We start from the raw sequence: 16,025 nt of genomic DNA, 5'->3' as shown, positions 1-16,025 counted from the left end.
GCCGGTCTCCGGGCCTACCGGCCTACCGAGCCGGTTTTGTCGAGGGTGCGAACGTGAGCGGAGGAGGGGCGGTAGCCGATGGGGAGGCTGTGGCTGATGTAGTGGCGGTTTACATGATGGCGGTCTCCCGCGATGGAGAGGCGGCTGAGTGCTCTCCCAGGAGGGGAGGAAGGATGATGCCACCGTGTGATCGCAGCCACTGCGATCGCCGCGAAGCGATCGACAGTATCTGGGACGTCCAGCTGCGCGCGGCCGGCTCCCAGAGCTCTGCTGGACCGGTCAGCGTCCACGTTCGCTCGAGTCGCACGATGACCTCCGTTGCCGGGGGCCGGTCTTCGCTGGCTGCTGGGTCTTGCTGGAGAGCACGCCAGCACTCGGCCGTCCGGTGAAGCAGGGTGCGAGCGTCGGCTCCGCCCTGGGGATCCTTTCGGTGTGCGGTTTGCCGGGGCCTCAGCTTGCCACCCAGATGCGAGGTGTCAGCGTCCTCGCCTAGCACCCTGGCGGCTAGGACCTTGGGATGTCCGGTGCCGAAAAGGCGGCTTGCTGCCGGGCGGCGTAGGCGATCAGGAGTGCCCAGTTGGGGATGTCAGTCGCGGCGCCGCCGTACTCCTCGGGGCTGCTCCAGCAGGGCGAGCCGACGATCATGCCGGTACGGGTCATGGCGGTCTCCTCCAGGGCGTGGACGGTCCCGAAGTCCACGACTCATGGACACCCTGCGGCGGCAGGATCAGAGTGCCGGGCTTAGACCCGATACACAACGTCCGCGGCGTGTATGGCGACGATCGCCTCGGCCAGACCGGCCGCCAGGCCGACCGGTCAGCGGCCCGTGTTGCCGAACTGGTAGAGCAGCCGGGTCAGCTGTGTAGCGGGGGACGACGCTCGGCTTTACGCACGTATGCGGCACGATTAACCGGTGTGTACGTCGCATGCCCGGACGGTCGTAACGGGTTGCCGTAGGCCCTGATGGCCCAAAACCGGGATCCGGCCAGGGGAAACACCTTCAAGATCATCCCGCATATGTCCCCTGATCATGGTCTTACGGCTGCATGCGGGCACCGTCGGCTGCCTATCAAGGTCCACAAAGCAAAGACCTGCGGCTGAGAAACCGCAGGTCAGGGGCCAAAATGCCTGTTCAGGTAAGTGCCCCCGGCAGGATTCGAACCTGCGGCACCCGCTTTAGGAGAGCTCTAGCCACACGGAGTCCATTATGTCTTGTAATGGGAGATATGAAGCCGCCACTCGGTGTGTGTCATTTTCCAATGATGACCTCCTACGCCGATCACTTGACTGCTGTTTGGCCTGGTCAGGACGATATCCGTGGTGAGAGGTGCGTTGGGTGTTCCCGCTCGTCAGATGCGGGTGTCCTGACTGGTAATCGCTGTGCTGCTTAAGCCAGGTGTATCAGTGGGTGCGGTTGCCTGGGGCTGTTTCATGGCCTGGGGTCAACCGTGCGTAGGAGGCTGAGCAGGCCTTTAACCGTCTGGTATTGGTCGCGGGAGAGCGGGTCGGGGGTGAAGTGCATGAGATCGTTACGGATCTCGCGGACTTCGTTCAGATATCCGAGGAAGAGGTGGTGATCAAGCTGCCAGCCGAGGATGGACCAGCGCTGCTCGTCCTTTAGGAGGAAGATGTAGTCACCGAAGGTGAGGTCGGAGGCTCGGTGGACCTTCAGTTTTCGGTGTGGCTGTACCGCGTCGCGGAGATGTTCCATGGTGAATGCTTCGTCCGCGGCACGCCGAAGCCTGTTCTCGGCTTCCTCGATGAGCACGAAGGGGCGTGCAAGGTTTCCGAACTGGCCGGTGAGGTCGGCGGCCGTGAGGATGCCGGTGACGTGCACTCGATCGGGGTCTCGTACGAAGATGAAACCCTTGTCGCGGATTGCTTCGATTTGATCGAGGAGGAGTGCGTCGTGGTCGGCGACCAGCGCCGGTGTGATGGCGTCCTTCAAGGAAGGATCGTTTGAGGCGATGTGGGCGCGGCCGATGGATTCCCAGCTGATCGCTCCGTGGTAGGTGCCGTCTTCGTCGATCACAGCGATCTGTGAGAATCGGTTTTGCAGCATCAAGGTCTTGGTGTAGGTCAGGGCGACGGTGCTGGGGACCGAGACCAGCCGTGAGGGCAGGCTTCCCAGGCGCAAGCTCATGTGCTCGGGTGCGGCCACGTTCTCGGTGTCAGCGGCTTCTTCGACGGTTTCGGCGCCGGATCCGGGCTCGGCGCTGAGTGGCACAAGGGTTACCTCGTCGCTGACTGAGCCTTCGGTGAAGGGCGGCCGAGTCGTCAGCCCTTTGTTGGCCAAGTCGGCCTTGATGGTGGAGATGACCGGGCTGGTCCGGCGCCGTTGGCCCCAATGCTCCAGCAGGCTGCGGATGGTCAGCCGGCGTGGATTGGCGGGGTCTCGCAAGGCGGCGTCTTGGAGGAGTTCGTCGGCGGTGGTGGCCTCCTCCTCGCCCTCCATGCCGGGGTCTGCCCCTGTGGCGGCGATCTGAGCGAGGCGGCTCGCGGCATTGTTGCGTGTCAAGCCGCACACGGTAAGCAAGGAGCCAAGGCTGGCACGCAGGTCAGATCTGATTGTTTCTACAGATACATCTGAACGCAGCCAGTCGACCTTTCGTACCTGCTGGAAGTCTTCCGACTCCTGCCGACGATATTCATAGGCGCCCGTGACTGTGCCGATGGCGAGGTGCCCGGCATGCGATCTCAACGGCATCACGACCAGGTCTCCTGGGCGAATTTCCGTCGCGAATCTCCATAGTTGCCCCGTCCAGTTGGCGATGACGTTGGACGCGGCGCTCGGAAATGCGAGGCGTAGTGCGTCGGCGAGTTGGTCTCGTGTCCGGTAGCGGCTGAGGTCGCCGACCTCGTGCCAGCCGATGATGACGAGCCCTTCCTCTAACGCGCGCGCCTCGCGTTGCCCTTCCCGGCCGCCGCGGATCATCCATGCTCGCAGCTCGGCCGTACGCCGGACGTCTTGGTGCATGCTCCACCTCTCTCAACTCCGCTGAATTCTGGGAATCTGCCAGATGCGCAGGGGCGAGACAAGAGGAATCCGAGATCGTCCAGGATCGCGACCTTCGCATTGTTCAGTCCATCAGTTGCGCACCTGCTGGTGTTTTAGCCGTTCGTTATAGATCGGGCTAGGATGGTCGATTCTGGCCTAGTTTGCGTGCTGTTTCTGGTATCCGGCGGAGCGGAACGGCATCGATGCTTACCTTGGCGATGGTGGCGGCAGCCTGTTATGGCGTGTTCCAGCTTGCGCTGCTTGGCTGGGCAGGGCGTTCGGTGCGGGTTGGCGGCCGATGGTGGCCTTGGGGACGGGGCTGTATCGGTGCGGCATGCTCGCGGCGCTGCTCGAGCTGGCGTGGACGCGGGGCGTGGCGGCATGGTCGGGCGAGGCGGTGCGCGAGGTGGTCGGCACCGCCTCCTACACGGTGGATCCGTTCATCGAGGAGGTCGTCAAGGTCATACCGCTGGCGGTGGCGGCATGGGTGGTGCGGCGGAGGCTGCGGTGGGGACTGACCGACCATCTGCTGCTGGGGGCGGCGTTGGGGGCAGGGTTCGCGCTGCTCGAGGCGTTGCTGCGGTTGAGCCACCTGGCCGGGCGCGCGATCCCGGTTGTTGGAGGTTGGGTGATTTCGCGGTCGGCCGCGGCGTACGTGCCGGACGTAGGGCGGCGTTAGGCGCGTGGCTGCCGGGGCCGGTGGCTTTCGAGCGGCTGGCACGACTGCCGCAGGAGCCGGGCGTGGACCTGCATCTGGCCTGGAGCGCATTGGCCGGTTTCGGGATCGGGATGCTGGTGAGATGGCGCGGGCCCACGCGGCTGCTCGGTCTCGTCCCGGTGGTGCTGGTCGGGGCGGGCATGCGGCTTACAACTACGACCTGGCCCATCCCGCCTCAGGCGCGACGGCGGGAATGCTGGCCGCTCCGGCGCTGGCCGTGCAGTCGGTGCTGGGACTGTGGCCGCTGCTGGCTCTGGTAGTGGCGGCCTGGATCGACTCCAGGGCGATAAGGGCGGCCAAGGCTGCTCATCCCGAGCTGCTGCTGGAAGGGGAACGGCCGAACGGCTGGTCAGGGTTGCGGGCCATAGGGCGCTATGCGACTGGCCGTCCGCCCTGGGGTGTCGTGGTGATTTGCCGCTTCGTCCTGACGCGTCGCGCGGCGCTGCTGATCGGGGACGGACCTGCGCTCCGCCTGGCGTCAGACCTGCGGCAGCGACTGTCCGCGCGTCGAGCTGCTGGGGGGCGAGGCGAACTGCGGGTGCTGCATTACTGGCCTGTCCTGGTGTGGGCGGTGCTGGTGCTGCCCGCGGTGGTCTATTTCGCGGTGGGGACGACCCCCGCGACCGCCCGTGCTCAGGGGACACTTGCCGCGTCGCCGGGATTTGTCGTCATGCTGGCGCTGCTCGTGGTGGGCCTGCTGTGGATCGGCTGGCGGATGGTGTCAGGGCTGCGCCTGCTGCGCCGTGCCTTACGCGCGGGATACGGCGAGGGGGCGGCCCTCGCGCAGTTCCAGGTGTTCGCTGCAGCCGGCGCCGGAGTCCTTGGCGTCCTGAACCTGGCGGCCTGGCTACGAGGCGCCGCTCCTGGGCAGCGCGTGATGATCGGCGCGCATGTTCTGGAGGCCCTCGACGCGCTGTTGCTATACGGCGGGATCGCGCTGCTGTTGCTGGCGTTCCTGTGGTTCCCGCCTGTGGGTGCCGTCGCGCTGGCCGGTGGAGGCATCGCGCTGGTGCCTACGGTCTCGGCGGGGTTCGTGGGCTTGGGAGCGCTGGGATTGACCGGCATCGCACTGTCCCAGGCGAGCCCGGAGTCCTCGGAAGGAGGCGAGGGCGGGGAGCAGGAAGCGCCCGACGAAGACTTCGAAGGTACCGGCTTCAGCAGGGAAGAGAGGGCACAGCTCGTCTACCGGCACGCCGGAGGTGGCGACCTGGCGGGACGGCCCTCGTTCGGCAAGATCCTGGAGACATTGACGAAGGGCCGGCCGACCGAGTTGGAAGGGCAGAACGCGGTGAAGTACGAGTACCAAGGGGTGCGGGTCATCATCAATCGGGACCAGCCTCTACGCAGCACGGGGTACAGGATCGGTGGCAGGCGATGACGTGGACGGAAAATGACGCCAGGGAGGTGGAGGCGTGGCGACTACACGTGGACAAGATCGACACTGAGCGGTCGCTGTCGAACGCCGACCCCGCCGTCCGCGCCAACCCACGGGTGTGGGGTGCCCACGATCTGCCGGCCGCGCTTTACATCCGCGACCGCGTGGAACAGGCCCTTGCCGAGCCGGACGCGCCGCAGGAAGCGCGTGAGGTGGTGGCGGCCGCCGACGCCAGGTTCGCGGCGGCCACCAGAGCGGGTGGCCGCCGCCTGATCAGCCTGTTGCTGAACGAGGACCTCACCGGTAAGGCCTGGTGGTGGGATCGGGTGCCCACCTCTGGGCCGATCATTGAGGAACTGGGGCGGCTCTTCGGCGGATGAACGATTGGTAAGGCCTGGAGCTGTCTCTTGTGTAAGTCCGCGTTAGCCCTGTCTGGCTCCAAGCCTCGGGGTACCACGCCAGGAGGAGGCAGGGCCCGATCACGCCTTCGTTGGACGCCACTTGGGTCCGTTCGAGGGCCACCAGTCGGTCGCCTCCCGTGCCTGCCAAGCTGGGATGCATGGCGACTCACACATCGCATCATCTGGAAGCGGAAGGAGCATGCTTGCCGCTCTTTGGGTCAATATTCACCGCCCTCAGGTTGATCTGATAACCGCCGGACTGATGCAGTGTTAATAAGGAAGTGTGTGGGTCGGCGCGGAGAGTGGAACTGAAAAGCCCTTCGTGGCCCAACGTGCTCGACCTTTACGGTCTGATCCATCCAAGCTGCCGGACGGCGTCGACATGCGACCATACGGCACGCATCTTATCCTCTCTCTACGGCGAGGGGTGAATGACAATGCATCCTCAGCTGATCAGATACATCTGGTTGATGATGAGCGCGGCAACGTTCTTTGTTGTCGGCCTGATCGGATTGTGTGTAACAGCACAGGCGAATGGCGATGAGCCGACGATGTTCGCGGGCGGCGCGACACCGCCTTCCGTGCGCGATCCGGATGATGAGAAATTCCTCAATGACATCCATAGCGCGGGCATCGTTGCGCCCGACGATCAGGCGATCAAGGTTGGGCATAAGGTGGTCGATTTCGCTTATGGTGTGGTGGAAGATTTCGGTGTTTATGACTATCACGTTCCAGCTTTCGTTCAGGCAGCAGTGAACGCATATCAGCCAGTCGGACGCTCATCTGGGTCAGCTTTGAGCGATGGGCAATTCCTCAATGACATCCATAGTGCGGGCATCGTTGCGCCCGACGATCAGGCGATCAAGGTTGGGCATAAGGTGGTCGATTTCGCTTATGGTGTGGTGGAAGATTTCGGTGTTTATGACTATCACGTTCCAGCTTTCGTTCAGGCAGCAATGGGCGCATATCGACCAAACGCGACTTCTTCAGGTGGTACTTTTCCTGCTCCGAGGACTGGAACGGGCCTCTCCGGAGACTGGAGTGGAACCTGCACGAAGGTCGGAACAGGGGCAACCTGGGATCTTGACATCGCTATCCGCGACGATGGTATGTACAGCTGGACGAGCAAATTCCCGGCGACTAGCGATAGTCCGGGTTGGACCGTCACCGCCACCGGCACGGTCGACCGTACGTCTGGGCAACTGATCGAAAGTGAGCCGAATAAGGGCAGGATAGCCGCCTACTACTCGGTAGACGGCAGGAACATGCGCGTCGATACAGGTAATGGAATGGCGCGGTGCTCGCTCACACGATAGTCAATATCCCTTCACGGCCACCGTCCGGAAGCGTTTTGGGAGGCCGACGCCGCATCCGCTTGGGGGGCCAGGAGGTTCGTCAGCTTCCCGGAAACGCGGAGTCACCCAATGCTGGGTCTAGCGTGCACCCCTTCGCCGACACGAAAGCGGATTACTGCTTGGGTCAAGATAAGCGCCATGGCATGAACGCCGTCGCATTCTGCCATGGCTCCGCTGGACGCCGTATCCATTCAAGTTGATCACAAGTGTGGTGTCGTGCTCCAAGGCCTGGCGACACGTCGCGGCCGCAACCCTGTCATCTGCACCCAAGTTGTGCTCCCGCCGCGTAGCCCTCGGTCCGTGTTCTTGGGGCAGCAAAGGAGCATGGTGCTGCTGGGTAACACGGCGCGGGCTTCGCCGTGGCGGTCCTCGACGAGGCCACGGCCGAGGCGGGCGGCCTCGGCGTCCGCGCGCTGGAACTGCCGTGGACAGCACCATCGACGGCAGGACCGCCTCGACGTCGCCCACCGCCTTACCCAGGCCGCCACCGCCGACAGCGTCGTCCTGCTGGAGGATGGGCGCGTCATGGAACGCGGCTCCCCGGGCGGCGTGGGCGCGATGGGTGGCCGCGATGCCGCCCGCCGAGTCGCCTGAGCCGACCAGCGCCCGCAGCAGGACGATGAAATCGTCGTCGCCGTCAGAACCACATCATGGGCCCATCATCTGACGGATCCAGCGCGGTGAGTGACGAGGCCAGCCTGCTCGTCAGGTCGGCGATCATCAGCTCGGTCAGGGTGCAAGGGAAGTTGTGCCGATCGAATTCGACGTCCCAGACCATCGTCCACCGGTCGGAGTCTGGATCGCGGGTGTCCCACCAGATGGTTTCGCGGCCCTCGATGTTCGCGCACCACAGCAGCCCTCCCGGGGCGGGATGCACGGCCATCGCCTCGTCATCCTCCCAGTCGAGATATTCGGCCTGCTCTTCGTGCTGCTGTTGGAGATCTTCCGGATGTCCGATCGTGATGCCGTTGATACCGATCGCCCCGTATGCCTCGAACAACCGCTTGTAGTCGCTCGGAAGCCGCAATCCGAGTGACCGCTCGATCCGTGGCCAGTCGTAGGTGTGGCCGGCGGTCCGCGGATCTCCGATGATCGTCGCCAACTGCGCCAGTGCGTCTCGCGGTGCTTCCCCGGCAGGCGTGGCGGAGGCGGCGGGCTCGGCGCCTGGCGGGAACAGCAGGCGCGGACGCGGCACCGCCGACAGCGACAGCACCGGCAGATCCAGCCGCCCGTCCAGCCACCGGCCGAGAAATCCCGTGGCGCTGTACGGCAGCCGCTGCCACCCCAGGCCGTCGACATCGACCACCACCACCGGCCACTCGGCCGGCTCGCCGCTGACGGGAAGCCACCAGCACGTCTCACCCCCGTCGAATACGCCCCACAACCGCAAGCCGCCGGGCTCGGGCGCGATCGGTGACGGGACCACCCGCTCGCCCGCCGCTCGCCGCGCACGCAGCCGTTCGCTCACCATGGCCTCTTCCGCATTCAGGTCGAAGCCCTCCGGCGCGCCCGGAGCGAGCAGCCGCAGCACGCCGGCCAGCTTCCCCACGCCGTACTCGCCGACCAGCGCGGCATAGTCCTCGGGCACCCCTGTGGTCGCCTCGACCCTCGCCGCCTGCGCGACGACCTCGAGAGCGAGCGGCGCTTGCGGGAAGGAGGCCCTCTCCGGCAGGTCCTTCAGCACGAGTGAGGCGAATTTCCAGGCGTACGGAGGCGACACCGCGGGCAGCGCTTCCCCCAAGTCCAGGCTGCCGCTCACCCGCGCGGCGAGCACTTCCGTCATGGGCGCGTCCACCAGCTGCCACGTCTCATCCGGCCAACGCTGGGTGAAGATCGACGTGCACAGGCAGCGCACACCCAAGATCAGCCAACGTCGAGACGGTCAGCGGGCACGATCCGGCTGGGAGTTGGGCTGGGCTTACGCAGCGAGGTGACGCTCGGATTGTGCGCACATATTTGGCACGATCAACGGCTGTGTTCGTGGCATGCCCGGCCAGTCGTAGCGGGCGGCCAGAGGCTTGAATGGCCCTGAATTAGGGTCTGGCCTGGGGAAACGTCGCCAAGATCATCCCCCGCATGTCCCCTGATCATGGTCTTACGGCTGCATGCGGGCACCGTCGGCTGCCTATCAAGGTCCACAAAGCAAAAGACCTGCGGCTGAGAAACCGCAGGTCGAGGGCTGAAATGCCTATGTAGGTGAGTGCCCCCGGCAGGATTCGAACCTGCGGCACCCGCTTTAGGAGAGCGGTGCTCTATCCCCTGAGCTACGGAGGCGGACTCTCGTAAGCCTAGCGAAAGTCTGGCACTGCGTGGGACGTGGAGCCGGGGTGAGTTTGGTGGGGTTGGTTATGGGTGCTCTGAGCTGCGGTAAAGGCATGACAAGTGGTCGGAATCTTGTGGATCCGGCGTGGATAGCGTCTGCCTGTGACCAGGAGGCGATGTAAGCAGGCACGGCGGCGGCCTGTCGTGTTGTTCGGGGCGTTGTTGGCGCCGGCGATCCTTGCTGGGGGGTTGTTGGCTGGGGAGATGCGGGGGTTTGAGGGGAGTGTCCCGGCGGTGGTTCGGGAGCGGGTCGTGCGGGTGGGGTTTGGGCCGATGGTGGTTCGGGCGCCGGCGCATCCGGATCGGCTGTACGAAGGGAGCGTGCCGGCTCCCGTTCGCGTGGTGAGTCGGCCGCGGGCTGTTGTTCCGGCGGCGGTGCTGCCTGTCGGGGATGTGGAGCCTGGGGTGGAGGAGCCTGTTACGCCGGCTCCGGTGCGGACTCAGACTCAGGTGGGGTGTTCGGGGGAGTGGGTGAACACCTGGCTGTGGGATCTGTGCCGGGACGAGGAGGAAGGGGTGGGGTTGAAGGTCGGTGGGAGTTTGGTGCCTGGCATCTGATAGGCCCTGTTTCGGTGGCGGGATCTGGCTGGTCGCGGGGGGTGGGCGGACAGAGTGCGCTTTTTGTCTCATAACAGCTCTCCCGAGTTCGGTCCGGGCACTCGGGGGGCTGTAGTAACGTGCGTGCCTGACCCAGGTAACGAGTTTGCAAACGGAGGAGTCGAACGTGCCAGCCCCTCGATCAGCGGGTCTGATCGCGGTAGTCATGGCGGTGGCTTCTCTTTTCGTGCCTTCCGGGCAGGGGCGCGCTCAGGCGCAGGTGGCGCAGAAGCAGGAGCGGCAGGCGCCGGGCGACCTGGCGGCGCTGCGCAAAGAGGCCGAGCGGTCGGCCAAGGAGCTCGAGGACGCCACCAAGGCACTGGAGAAGCGGCGGTCGGACATCGCCGCCTCCGAGAAGCAGCTGAAGACCAAGCTGGCGGCTCTGCAGGATCTGGAGCAGCGGGTCGCGGTGATGCGGCAGCCGGTGTCGCAGATGGCCGAGCTGCTGTATGAGCAGCCGATCATGGCGGACGGGATCGTGCCGTTCCTGTCCGGGACCGCGGACGAGACGACGCTACGGGCGCTCAGCGACGTGACTCAGATCGTCTCTGTACGGCAGCAGGCCGTCGAGCAGACCAGCGTGCTGTACCAGCAGGCCGAGGGGCTGGCTGCGGAGGCGCAGGAACTGCGGGCCGGTAACCTGCTGGCCGAGGCACAGCTGGCGGTCGAGGTGGACACGCTCCGGCAGCGTTCCGACAAGATCGTGAAGTCGCTGACCGCCGCGCTCGTGAAGATGGGCATCAAGATCGACAAGGTCGGGCGGGCGGCGCTGGGATGCAACCCGTTGCGGGCGGCGACGGCCAACGACTATCCCAACGGGCTGATTCCGAAGAGCATGCTCTGTCCGTTGCAGCAGAAGGGTTTCAGTCTGAGGGCCGATGCCACCATCGCGTTCGTGAGCCTGAACGAGGCCTATCGGAAGCGGTTCGGGAAGAGCATATGCGTCACCGACGCCTATCGGAGCCTGGCCGAGCAGCAGTCGGTCTACTACCGGCGGCCGGGGTTCGCCGCCGTGCCGGGGCGGAGCAACCACGGGCTCGGGCTGGCCGCGGACCTGTGTGGTGGCGTGGAGAGGTCGGGGTCGGCGGAGTTCGTCTGGATGGAGAAGAACTCGAAGAGGTACGGGTGGTTCCATCCCTCCTGGGCCTACACCGGCCCGTTCGAACCATGGCACTGGGAGTACGATCCCAAGATCGATTCGCTGCTCTAGCTCCCTAGGCGACCTGTGAGCTGCAGAAGGCGCAGCGGGACGCGGCCTTGGGGATTTCCGACAGGCATTCGGGACAGTCGCGGGTCTTCGATCCGTTCTTGGCGACGCTGCGGTCCTTGAGGTGCGTGTACGGCTTCACCAGTAGGAAGTAGACCACCGCGGCGACCATCAGGAACGAGATGACCGCGTTGATGAAGTTGCCGTACATGAAGTTGGATCGGCCGACCGTGACCTTGAGTGAGGAGAAGTCGGGCAGGCCACCGAACGCCGAGATCAGCGGGGTGAGGAGGTCGGCCACGAACGACTGCACGATCGAGTTGAAGGCCGCCCCGATGACGACCGCCACGGCCAGGTCGATGACGTTCCCCTGCATGAGGAACCTCTTGAATCCGCTCATGGGGAAAATCGTAGCTGAGCGATTACGTTGAGTTAGCTTTGATGGTGATCGAAAGGTGGCCGGTCGTCTGGGCGGAGGCGAGTTCGGCGGCTTGGGTCGGGGTGGTGGCGAGCACGACCAAGGCGCCGTGAGTTTCGCTTGTCGTCTTGGGCGTCTGCGGGATCGTGATGATCCGTACGTCCTCGGCAACTGTGCGGGCCGGATGGATTTCCTCGCCGGATGCCAGGATGGTGATCGTGGCTCCTGGGGTGAGGAGGCTCGCGGTCGCGGCGTCGGCGATGCGGACCGGGGTGGCGACCATGCCCGGTGGGAGCCGGTAGGAGTGGAGAAGGCGGACATCCGTCAGCGGCTCGCCCTTGCGCATGGGGCTCGCCAGGATCTGGCCCGCCGCGGCTGCGCGTACGGCACCTGTGGGTGGATGGTTGAGGGCCGCAGGGGTCAGGTCGCCGGGGCCGAGAGGGCCGGGAGACAGGTCGCGGGCCGCGACCAGGACCGTGGGGGTCGGCTCGGGGCGGGTGGCGATGAAGGCCGACACGACGGCCAGGGCGGCCAGCGCCGCCGCGACGAGGCGGCGGCGACGGCCGTAGCGGATCAGCCAGGCTCGGATCACGGCAACTCGAAGGGGAGCTTGATGCCGTCAAGAGTCGCCCCGCACGGGCAGGTGCGCTCTTCGGGGAGGGCTTGCACGGTCTCCGCCACCAAGGTGCGCATGCGGGTGACGTTTTGCGCGAAGAACTCCAGGACCTCGTCGTGCGTGACGCCCTGGCCGGCCTCGACCCCGGCGTCATGGTCGGTCACCAGGGAGAGCGAGGTGTAGCAGAGGGCCAGCTCGCGGGCCAGGACGGCCTCGGGGAAGCCGGTCATGCCGACGATCGACCACCCATTGCCCGCGAACCACTGGGACTCCGCTCGCGTCGAGAAACGCGGGCCCTCGATGACCACCAGGGTGCCGCCGTCGACCGTCTCCCAGCCTGTCGAGCGGGCGGTTTCCACCGCGACGGCACGGCCTGAGGGGCAGTAGGGGTCGGCGAAGGAGACGTGGACCGCACCGTCCACGTCGTAATACGTCTGGACGCGGCCTGAGGTGCGGTCTACGAGTTGGTCGGGGATGACCATGGCGCCGGGGCCGTACTCGGCTCTCAGCGAGCCTACGGCGCTGGGGGCGAGCACCTGGCGCACGCCGAGCATGCGCAGGGCCCAGAGGTTGGCGCGATAGGGGATGCGGTGCGGGGGGAAGCGGTGATCTCGGCCGTGTCTGGGGATGAACGCCACCGAACGGGTGCCGATGCGTCCGACTGTGACGACGTCGCTCGGGGGGCCGTAGGGGGTGGAGAGCTTGATCTCTTCCGCGTCGTCGAGCAGCGAGTAGAAGCCGGAACCGCCGATGACGCCGATGTCTGCGCGAGGGACCATGGCCGAGAGAGTAGCCGGATCCGGGACGGGCCAGGGTGAGCCGAATTCCGTTCTGTGGATAACTTGATTGCGGCTCAAGGGTCCCGGCTTTGGGGATGCGTCTGGCCCGGCGCCAGGGGCCTGAAGCTCCGGTGGATCCGAGAGGTCCCAGCCGGGTGAGGGCGGGGTGGCCGCCGTGCCGGGTGGCTGGTGCGTGGGGATTCAGGACCCCTGAGGGGTGGAGTCCGGCGTCGGCAGCGGTGCACATACGGGCGGGTCACAGGAGCCGTCGACGCCGATGCGGGCGAGGGGATCCGCGTGGGCTGGGCATGGGTGCGGTGGTGCGCAAGTGTGGCCCGGCGGAGGGTGACGTGGGCCCGCGTGAGAGTTAGGTGTGGGGGCCGACGCCTGTGCTTCGCTGTGGTGGTGCGTGGTTTGGGCCTCAGGTGAGATGCGCGTGTGGGGCCGACGCATGCACATGGCCGCGGTGGTGGACGGTGTGGGTCCCCACGAGATGCGGGCGGTCGCGGTGGACCGGTGTGGGTTCCGCGTGAGGTGCGGGCGTGAGGCCGAGGTGGGGCTGCACCAGGCGTACGTGCGGGACCGATGTCGGTCCCGTGTGAGGGCTTGGTGTGGGGTCCAGCGTGAGCCTGTGTCCCATGTCGGTGCGCGCACGCGGAAACGTACGCGCGCGAAACCCGCCCAGGTGTCCATGGCCGCGGCGGCCAGGTCCTGGGGGGCGGCTACGGAAAAGATCCGCGGGAGGCCGCGGTCGCTGACGGGAGGGTCAGTTGGAGGCGGCGGCGGGGGCGGCGGCAGGGGTGGACGTGCTCGTGTCCGCGGACTTGCTCTCCGCGGGCTTCGACGACGAGGAAGAAGAGGGCGTCGTGGAAGTCGAGGCCGACGACGAGCGGTTGTCGGTCCGGTAGAAGCCCGAACCCTTGAACACGATGCCGACAGCCGAGAAGACCTTCCGCAGGTTCCCCTCGCAAGCAGGGCAAATCGTCAACGCGTCGTCAGTGAACTTCTGAACGACCTCGAGCTGCTCGCCGCAGTCGTTGCAGGCGTACTGGTACGTCGGCACGCGCTCCTCCTTAAGGTCTGGCACTCGAGGGATGCGACTGCTAATGGTAACCGATTAGGTCAAACGCCTATTCCAGTCCCCGCTCTCCGTACCAACCCGCCAGCTTTCCGCTACGGCTCACGGCGCGCAGGCGGCGTTCGACCTGGTCACGGCAGGAGGCGGTGGTGACCAGCAAGATCTGGTCCTCCACCCTGATCCTGGTATTTCCGGTGGGGACGAAGGATTTGCCGTCACGCACGATCAGGGTCACCTGCGCCCCGGCGGGCAGGCGGAGCTCGAAGATCTCCACGCCGTGCAGCCGCGAGCCGGGAAACACCTTGACCTGCAGCAGGTCGGCCTTGAGCTCTTCGAGCGGCGCCGCCTCCACCTCCAGGTCGTGCGCCTCCCCGGGGGCCGCCACTCCGAGCAGCCGGGCCACGAAGGGCAGCGTCGGCCCCTGCACCAGCGTGAACACGATGACGATCACGAAGACCTCGTTGAAGATCTCCTTGGATCCCTCCACGTTCGATGCCCAGGGGATGGTGGCGAGCACGATCGGGATCGCGCCGCGCAGCCCTGCCCACGACAGGAACGCCTGTTCGCGCCAGCTCACCCTGCCCGCCCGCAGCGCCCACGACAGCAGCGAGCTCACCATGACCGAGAGCGGCCGCGCCAGGAGCACCAGGACGGTGCCGGCGATCAGGCCGGGCACGATGGACGACGGCATCTCCTTGGGGCTGGCCAGCAGACCGAGCATGACGAACAGCCCGATCTGCGCCAGCCACGCGGCCCCCTCCGCGAACCCCCTGGTCGCCGCCCGGTGCGGCAGCCGCGAATTGCCCAGGATCAACGCCGTCAGGTAGACGGCCAGGAACCCCGAGCCGTGTATCAGCACGGCCCCGCCGTACGAGACGAATGTGAGCGAAAGCACGGCGAGCGGATAGAGGCCGGAGGCGGGGAGCGCGACGCGGCGCAGCGCGTACGCGCCCGCGGGGCCGACGGCCAGGCCCACCGCGGCGCCGATGATCAGCTCGACCGAGGTCTCGAGGAGGAACGTTCCCGGGGACGCCGAAGAGCGTCCCGCCCCGCTGAGCAGCATCACGGCGATCACCGTGGGGGCGTCGTTGAAGCCGGACTCGGCCTCCAGCACGCCCGCCAGCCGGGGCGGGAGCGGCAGTCTGCGCAGCACGGAGAAGACGGCGGCGGCGTCCGTTGAGGCCAGCACCGCGCCGAGGATCAGCGCCGTCGTCTGGTCTATACCGAGAATCGCCTGTACGACCAGCGCCACCACGACGATGCTGACCGTCACGCCCACGGTCGCCAGGATCATGGCCAAGGGGACTGAACGCCGTACGTGAGACCAGTTCGTGGTAAGTCCACCTTCGGCCAGGATCAACGCCAGCGCCGTGAGGCCGATCTGCTGGGCGAGCTGGGGGTTGTCGAAGGGGATCCCGAACCCTGCCTCGCCCAGGACCAGGCCGAAGCCGAGGAACACGAGCAGGCTGGGCAGGCCGGTACGGTGCGCGACGCGTACGGACGCGATGGCCGCGATGACAATTGCGGCGCCAAGAAGAAGCCAGACATCTAGTGTCATCTGGCCCCCTCTCGTACCTGCGGTCACATAAGCCTAGTGAGTCCCTCCGGGGTCGCGGCAAAACGGACGTGCCGGTCATGAGGCTCCGCCGGGATGCCGTCGATCAGCTCGCCGTCGTGCAGCAGGGCGACCGTCGGTACGTTCGGGCCCACCCTGGCCAGGGCACGATCGTACGAGCCGCCGCCGCGCCCCAGACGTACACCTGTCGCCCTGTCCACCGCCAGGGCCGGGACGATCACGAGGGCGGCGGTGCGGATGGCGTCGACGCCGCGGCGGGTGTCGACCGGCTCCATGATCCCGAAGCGGCCCGGGGAGAGCGAGTCTGGCCCGTCGTACACCGCCCAATCCAGGTCATAGTCCTCAAGCAGGACGGGGAGGATAACGGTGGCTCCATGTTTCCAGAGAGCGAACACGAGCCCGTGCGTATCCGGCTCCGACCCCGTTGACCAGTAGCAGGCCACGAGACCGGCCATCTGGACCCACGGCTGGTCGAGCAGCGTTTCGCGGATCTTGATGGAGTTTGCCCGCTGTTGTTCGGGGGAGAGGGAGGCACGTGCCGAGCTCAGCTCGCGACGCAGGTTCAGCTTGTCCACAGATACCTCC

Annotated in this window: 15 protein-coding genes and 1 tRNA gene; 6 read left to right on the top strand and 10 right to left on the bottom strand. The window is 66.2% G+C overall.

Annotated features, from left to right (window positions below; genetic code table 11):
* Nucleotides 1–504: 504 nt before the first annotated feature.
* Nucleotides 505–699, bottom strand: coding sequence for a hypothetical protein (locus tag AB0L65_RS10050; protein ID WP_364242680.1), 195 nt, complete (start codon nucleotides 697–699; stop codon nucleotides 505–507).
* Between the two features lie 730 nt (nucleotides 700–1,429).
* A complete protein-coding gene (locus tag AB0L65_RS10045; protein ID WP_364242677.1) occupies nucleotides 1,430–2,977 on the bottom strand; it encodes a hypothetical protein in 1,548 nt (515 codons plus the stop codon).
* A 319-nt stretch (nucleotides 2,978–3,296) separates the two neighbouring features.
* Here AB0L65_RS10045 and AB0L65_RS10040 point away from each other — a divergent pair, with 319 nt between their 5' ends.
* The 5 genes from AB0L65_RS10040 to AB0L65_RS10020 all read left to right on the top strand — a co-directional run bounded on the left by AB0L65_RS10040 (nucleotide 3,297) and on the right by AB0L65_RS10020 (nucleotide 7,441).
* Nucleotides 3,297–3,677: a PrsW family glutamic-type intramembrane protease gene (locus tag AB0L65_RS10040; protein ID WP_364242675.1), complete on the top strand. Its 381-nt coding sequence runs from the start codon at nucleotides 3,297–3,299 to the stop codon at nucleotides 3,675–3,677.
* Nucleotides 3,678–3,909: 232 nt separating this feature from the next.
* Nucleotides 3,910–5,094 carry a hypothetical protein gene (locus tag AB0L65_RS10035; RefSeq protein ID WP_364242672.1) on the top strand — a complete coding sequence of 395 codons (1,185 nt, stop codon included), beginning with the start codon at nucleotides 3,910–3,912 and terminating at the stop codon, nucleotides 5,092–5,094.
* Nucleotides 5,095–5,141: 47 nt separating this feature from the next.
* Entirely contained in the window at nucleotides 5,142–5,471 is a 330-nt protein-coding gene (locus AB0L65_RS10030; protein ID WP_364242670.1) for a hypothetical protein, read from the top strand.
* 458 nt (nucleotides 5,472–5,929) lie between these two features.
* Nucleotides 5,930–6,808 carry a DUF732 domain-containing protein gene (locus tag AB0L65_RS10025; RefSeq protein WP_364242667.1) on the top strand — a complete coding sequence of 293 codons (879 nt, stop codon included), beginning with the start codon at nucleotides 5,930–5,932 and terminating at the stop codon, nucleotides 6,806–6,808.
* Between the two features lie 363 nt (nucleotides 6,809–7,171).
* Nucleotides 7,172–7,441 carry a hypothetical protein gene (locus AB0L65_RS10020; RefSeq protein WP_364242665.1) on the top strand — a complete coding sequence of 90 codons (270 nt, stop codon included), beginning with the start codon at nucleotides 7,172–7,174 and terminating at the stop codon, nucleotides 7,439–7,441.
* 43 nt (nucleotides 7,442–7,484) lie between these two features.
* On the opposite strand, the gene AB0L65_RS10015 is transcribed toward AB0L65_RS10020, so the two are convergent.
* Both AB0L65_RS10015 and AB0L65_RS10010 read right to left on the bottom strand, forming a co-directional pair.
* On the bottom strand, nucleotides 7,485–8,630 hold the full coding sequence (locus AB0L65_RS10015; protein WP_364242662.1) for an SMI1/KNR4 family protein: 1,146 nt from the start codon (nucleotides 8,628–8,630) through the stop codon (nucleotides 7,485–7,487).
* A gap of 418 nt (nucleotides 8,631–9,048) precedes the next feature.
* Nucleotides 9,049–9,121: transfer RNA gene (locus tag AB0L65_RS10010), tRNA-Arg, on the bottom strand.
* Nucleotides 9,122–9,932: 811 nt separating this feature from the next.
* Between AB0L65_RS10010 and AB0L65_RS10005 the strand changes: the two genes are divergently transcribed.
* Nucleotides 9,933–10,976, top strand: a complete 1,044-nt coding sequence (locus AB0L65_RS10005; RefSeq protein WP_364242660.1) for a D-alanyl-D-alanine carboxypeptidase family protein — start codon at nucleotides 9,933–9,935, stop codon at nucleotides 10,974–10,976.
* 4 nt (nucleotides 10,977–10,980) lie between these two features.
* Here the strand turns inward: AB0L65_RS10005 and mscL are convergent, their stop codons facing one another.
* The 6 genes from mscL to AB0L65_RS09975 form a co-directional block, all read right to left on the bottom strand.
* The gene (gene mscL, locus AB0L65_RS10000) at nucleotides 10,981–11,373 is read right to left on the bottom strand and encodes a large conductance mechanosensitive channel protein MscL (protein ID WP_364242657.1); all 393 of its coding nucleotides are present in this window, start codon (nucleotides 11,371–11,373) and stop codon (nucleotides 10,981–10,983) included.
* Between the two features lie 22 nt (nucleotides 11,374–11,395).
* The gene (locus AB0L65_RS09995; RefSeq protein WP_364242654.1) at nucleotides 11,396–11,983 is read right to left on the bottom strand and encodes an RcpC/CpaB family pilus assembly protein; all 588 of its coding nucleotides are present in this window, start codon (nucleotides 11,981–11,983) and stop codon (nucleotides 11,396–11,398) included.
* Nucleotides 11,980–12,786, bottom strand: a complete 807-nt coding sequence (locus tag AB0L65_RS09990; RefSeq protein WP_364242652.1) for an S-methyl-5'-thioadenosine phosphorylase — start codon at nucleotides 12,784–12,786, stop codon at nucleotides 11,980–11,982. Before AB0L65_RS09990 ends, AB0L65_RS09995 begins: the two co-directional genes overlap by 4 nt.
* A gap of 766 nt (nucleotides 12,787–13,552) precedes the next feature.
* The gene (locus AB0L65_RS09985; RefSeq protein ID WP_364242650.1) at nucleotides 13,553–13,849 is read right to left on the bottom strand and encodes an FmdB family zinc ribbon protein; all 297 of its coding nucleotides are present in this window, start codon (nucleotides 13,847–13,849) and stop codon (nucleotides 13,553–13,555) included.
* 67 nt (nucleotides 13,850–13,916) lie between these two features.
* Nucleotides 13,917–15,422, bottom strand: a complete 1,506-nt coding sequence (locus AB0L65_RS09980; RefSeq protein ID WP_364242648.1) for a potassium/proton antiporter — start codon at nucleotides 15,420–15,422, stop codon at nucleotides 13,917–13,919.
* Between the two features lie 23 nt (nucleotides 15,423–15,445).
* Nucleotides 15,446–16,015, bottom strand: coding sequence for a 5-formyltetrahydrofolate cyclo-ligase (locus AB0L65_RS09975; protein WP_364242646.1), 570 nt, complete (start codon nucleotides 16,013–16,015; stop codon nucleotides 15,446–15,448).
* Between the last annotated feature and the right edge of the window lie 10 nt (nucleotides 16,016–16,025).

Source organism: Nonomuraea sp. NPDC052116, assembly GCF_040680035.1.
Classification (GTDB): Bacteria; Actinomycetota; Actinomycetes; order Streptosporangiales; family Streptosporangiaceae; genus Nonomuraea; species Nonomuraea angiospora_A.
This window is presented reverse-complemented; position numbering and strand designations above follow the sequence as displayed.

Bases quoted from the DNA above. Each gene is read 5' to 3' on its own strand.
- AB0L65_RS10005 (WP_364242660.1), top strand. From the start codon at position 9,933: ATGGCGGTGGCTTCTCTTTTCGTGCCTTCCGGGCAGGGGCGCGCTCAG.
- AB0L65_RS09990 (WP_364242652.1), bottom strand. From the start codon at position 12,786: ATGGTCCCTCGCGCAGACATCGGCGTCATCGGCGGTTCCGGCTTCTAC.
- AB0L65_RS10040 (WP_364242675.1), top strand. From the start codon at position 3,297: ATGGTGGCCTTGGGGACGGGGCTGTATCGGTGCGGCATGCTCGCGGCG.
- AB0L65_RS10015 (WP_364242662.1), bottom strand. From the start codon at position 8,630: ATGACGGAAGTGCTCGCCGCGCGGGTGAGCGGCAGCCTGGACTTGGGG.
- AB0L65_RS10035 (WP_364242672.1), top strand. From the start codon at position 3,910: ATGCTGGCCGCTCCGGCGCTGGCCGTGCAGTCGGTGCTGGGACTGTGG.
- AB0L65_RS10020 (WP_364242665.1), top strand. From the start codon at position 7,172: ATGGTGCTGCTGGGTAACACGGCGCGGGCTTCGCCGTGGCGGTCCTCG.
- AB0L65_RS10045 (WP_364242677.1), bottom strand. From the start codon at position 2,977: ATGCACCAAGACGTCCGGCGTACGGCCGAGCTGCGAGCATGGATGATC.
- AB0L65_RS10025 (WP_364242667.1), top strand. From the start codon at position 5,930: ATGCATCCTCAGCTGATCAGATACATCTGGTTGATGATGAGCGCGGCA.
- mscL (WP_364242657.1), bottom strand. From the start codon at position 11,373: ATGAGCGGATTCAAGAGGTTCCTCATGCAGGGGAACGTCATCGACCTG.
- AB0L65_RS09980 (WP_364242648.1), bottom strand. From the start codon at position 15,422: ATGACACTAGATGTCTGGCTTCTTCTTGGCGCCGCAATTGTCATCGCG.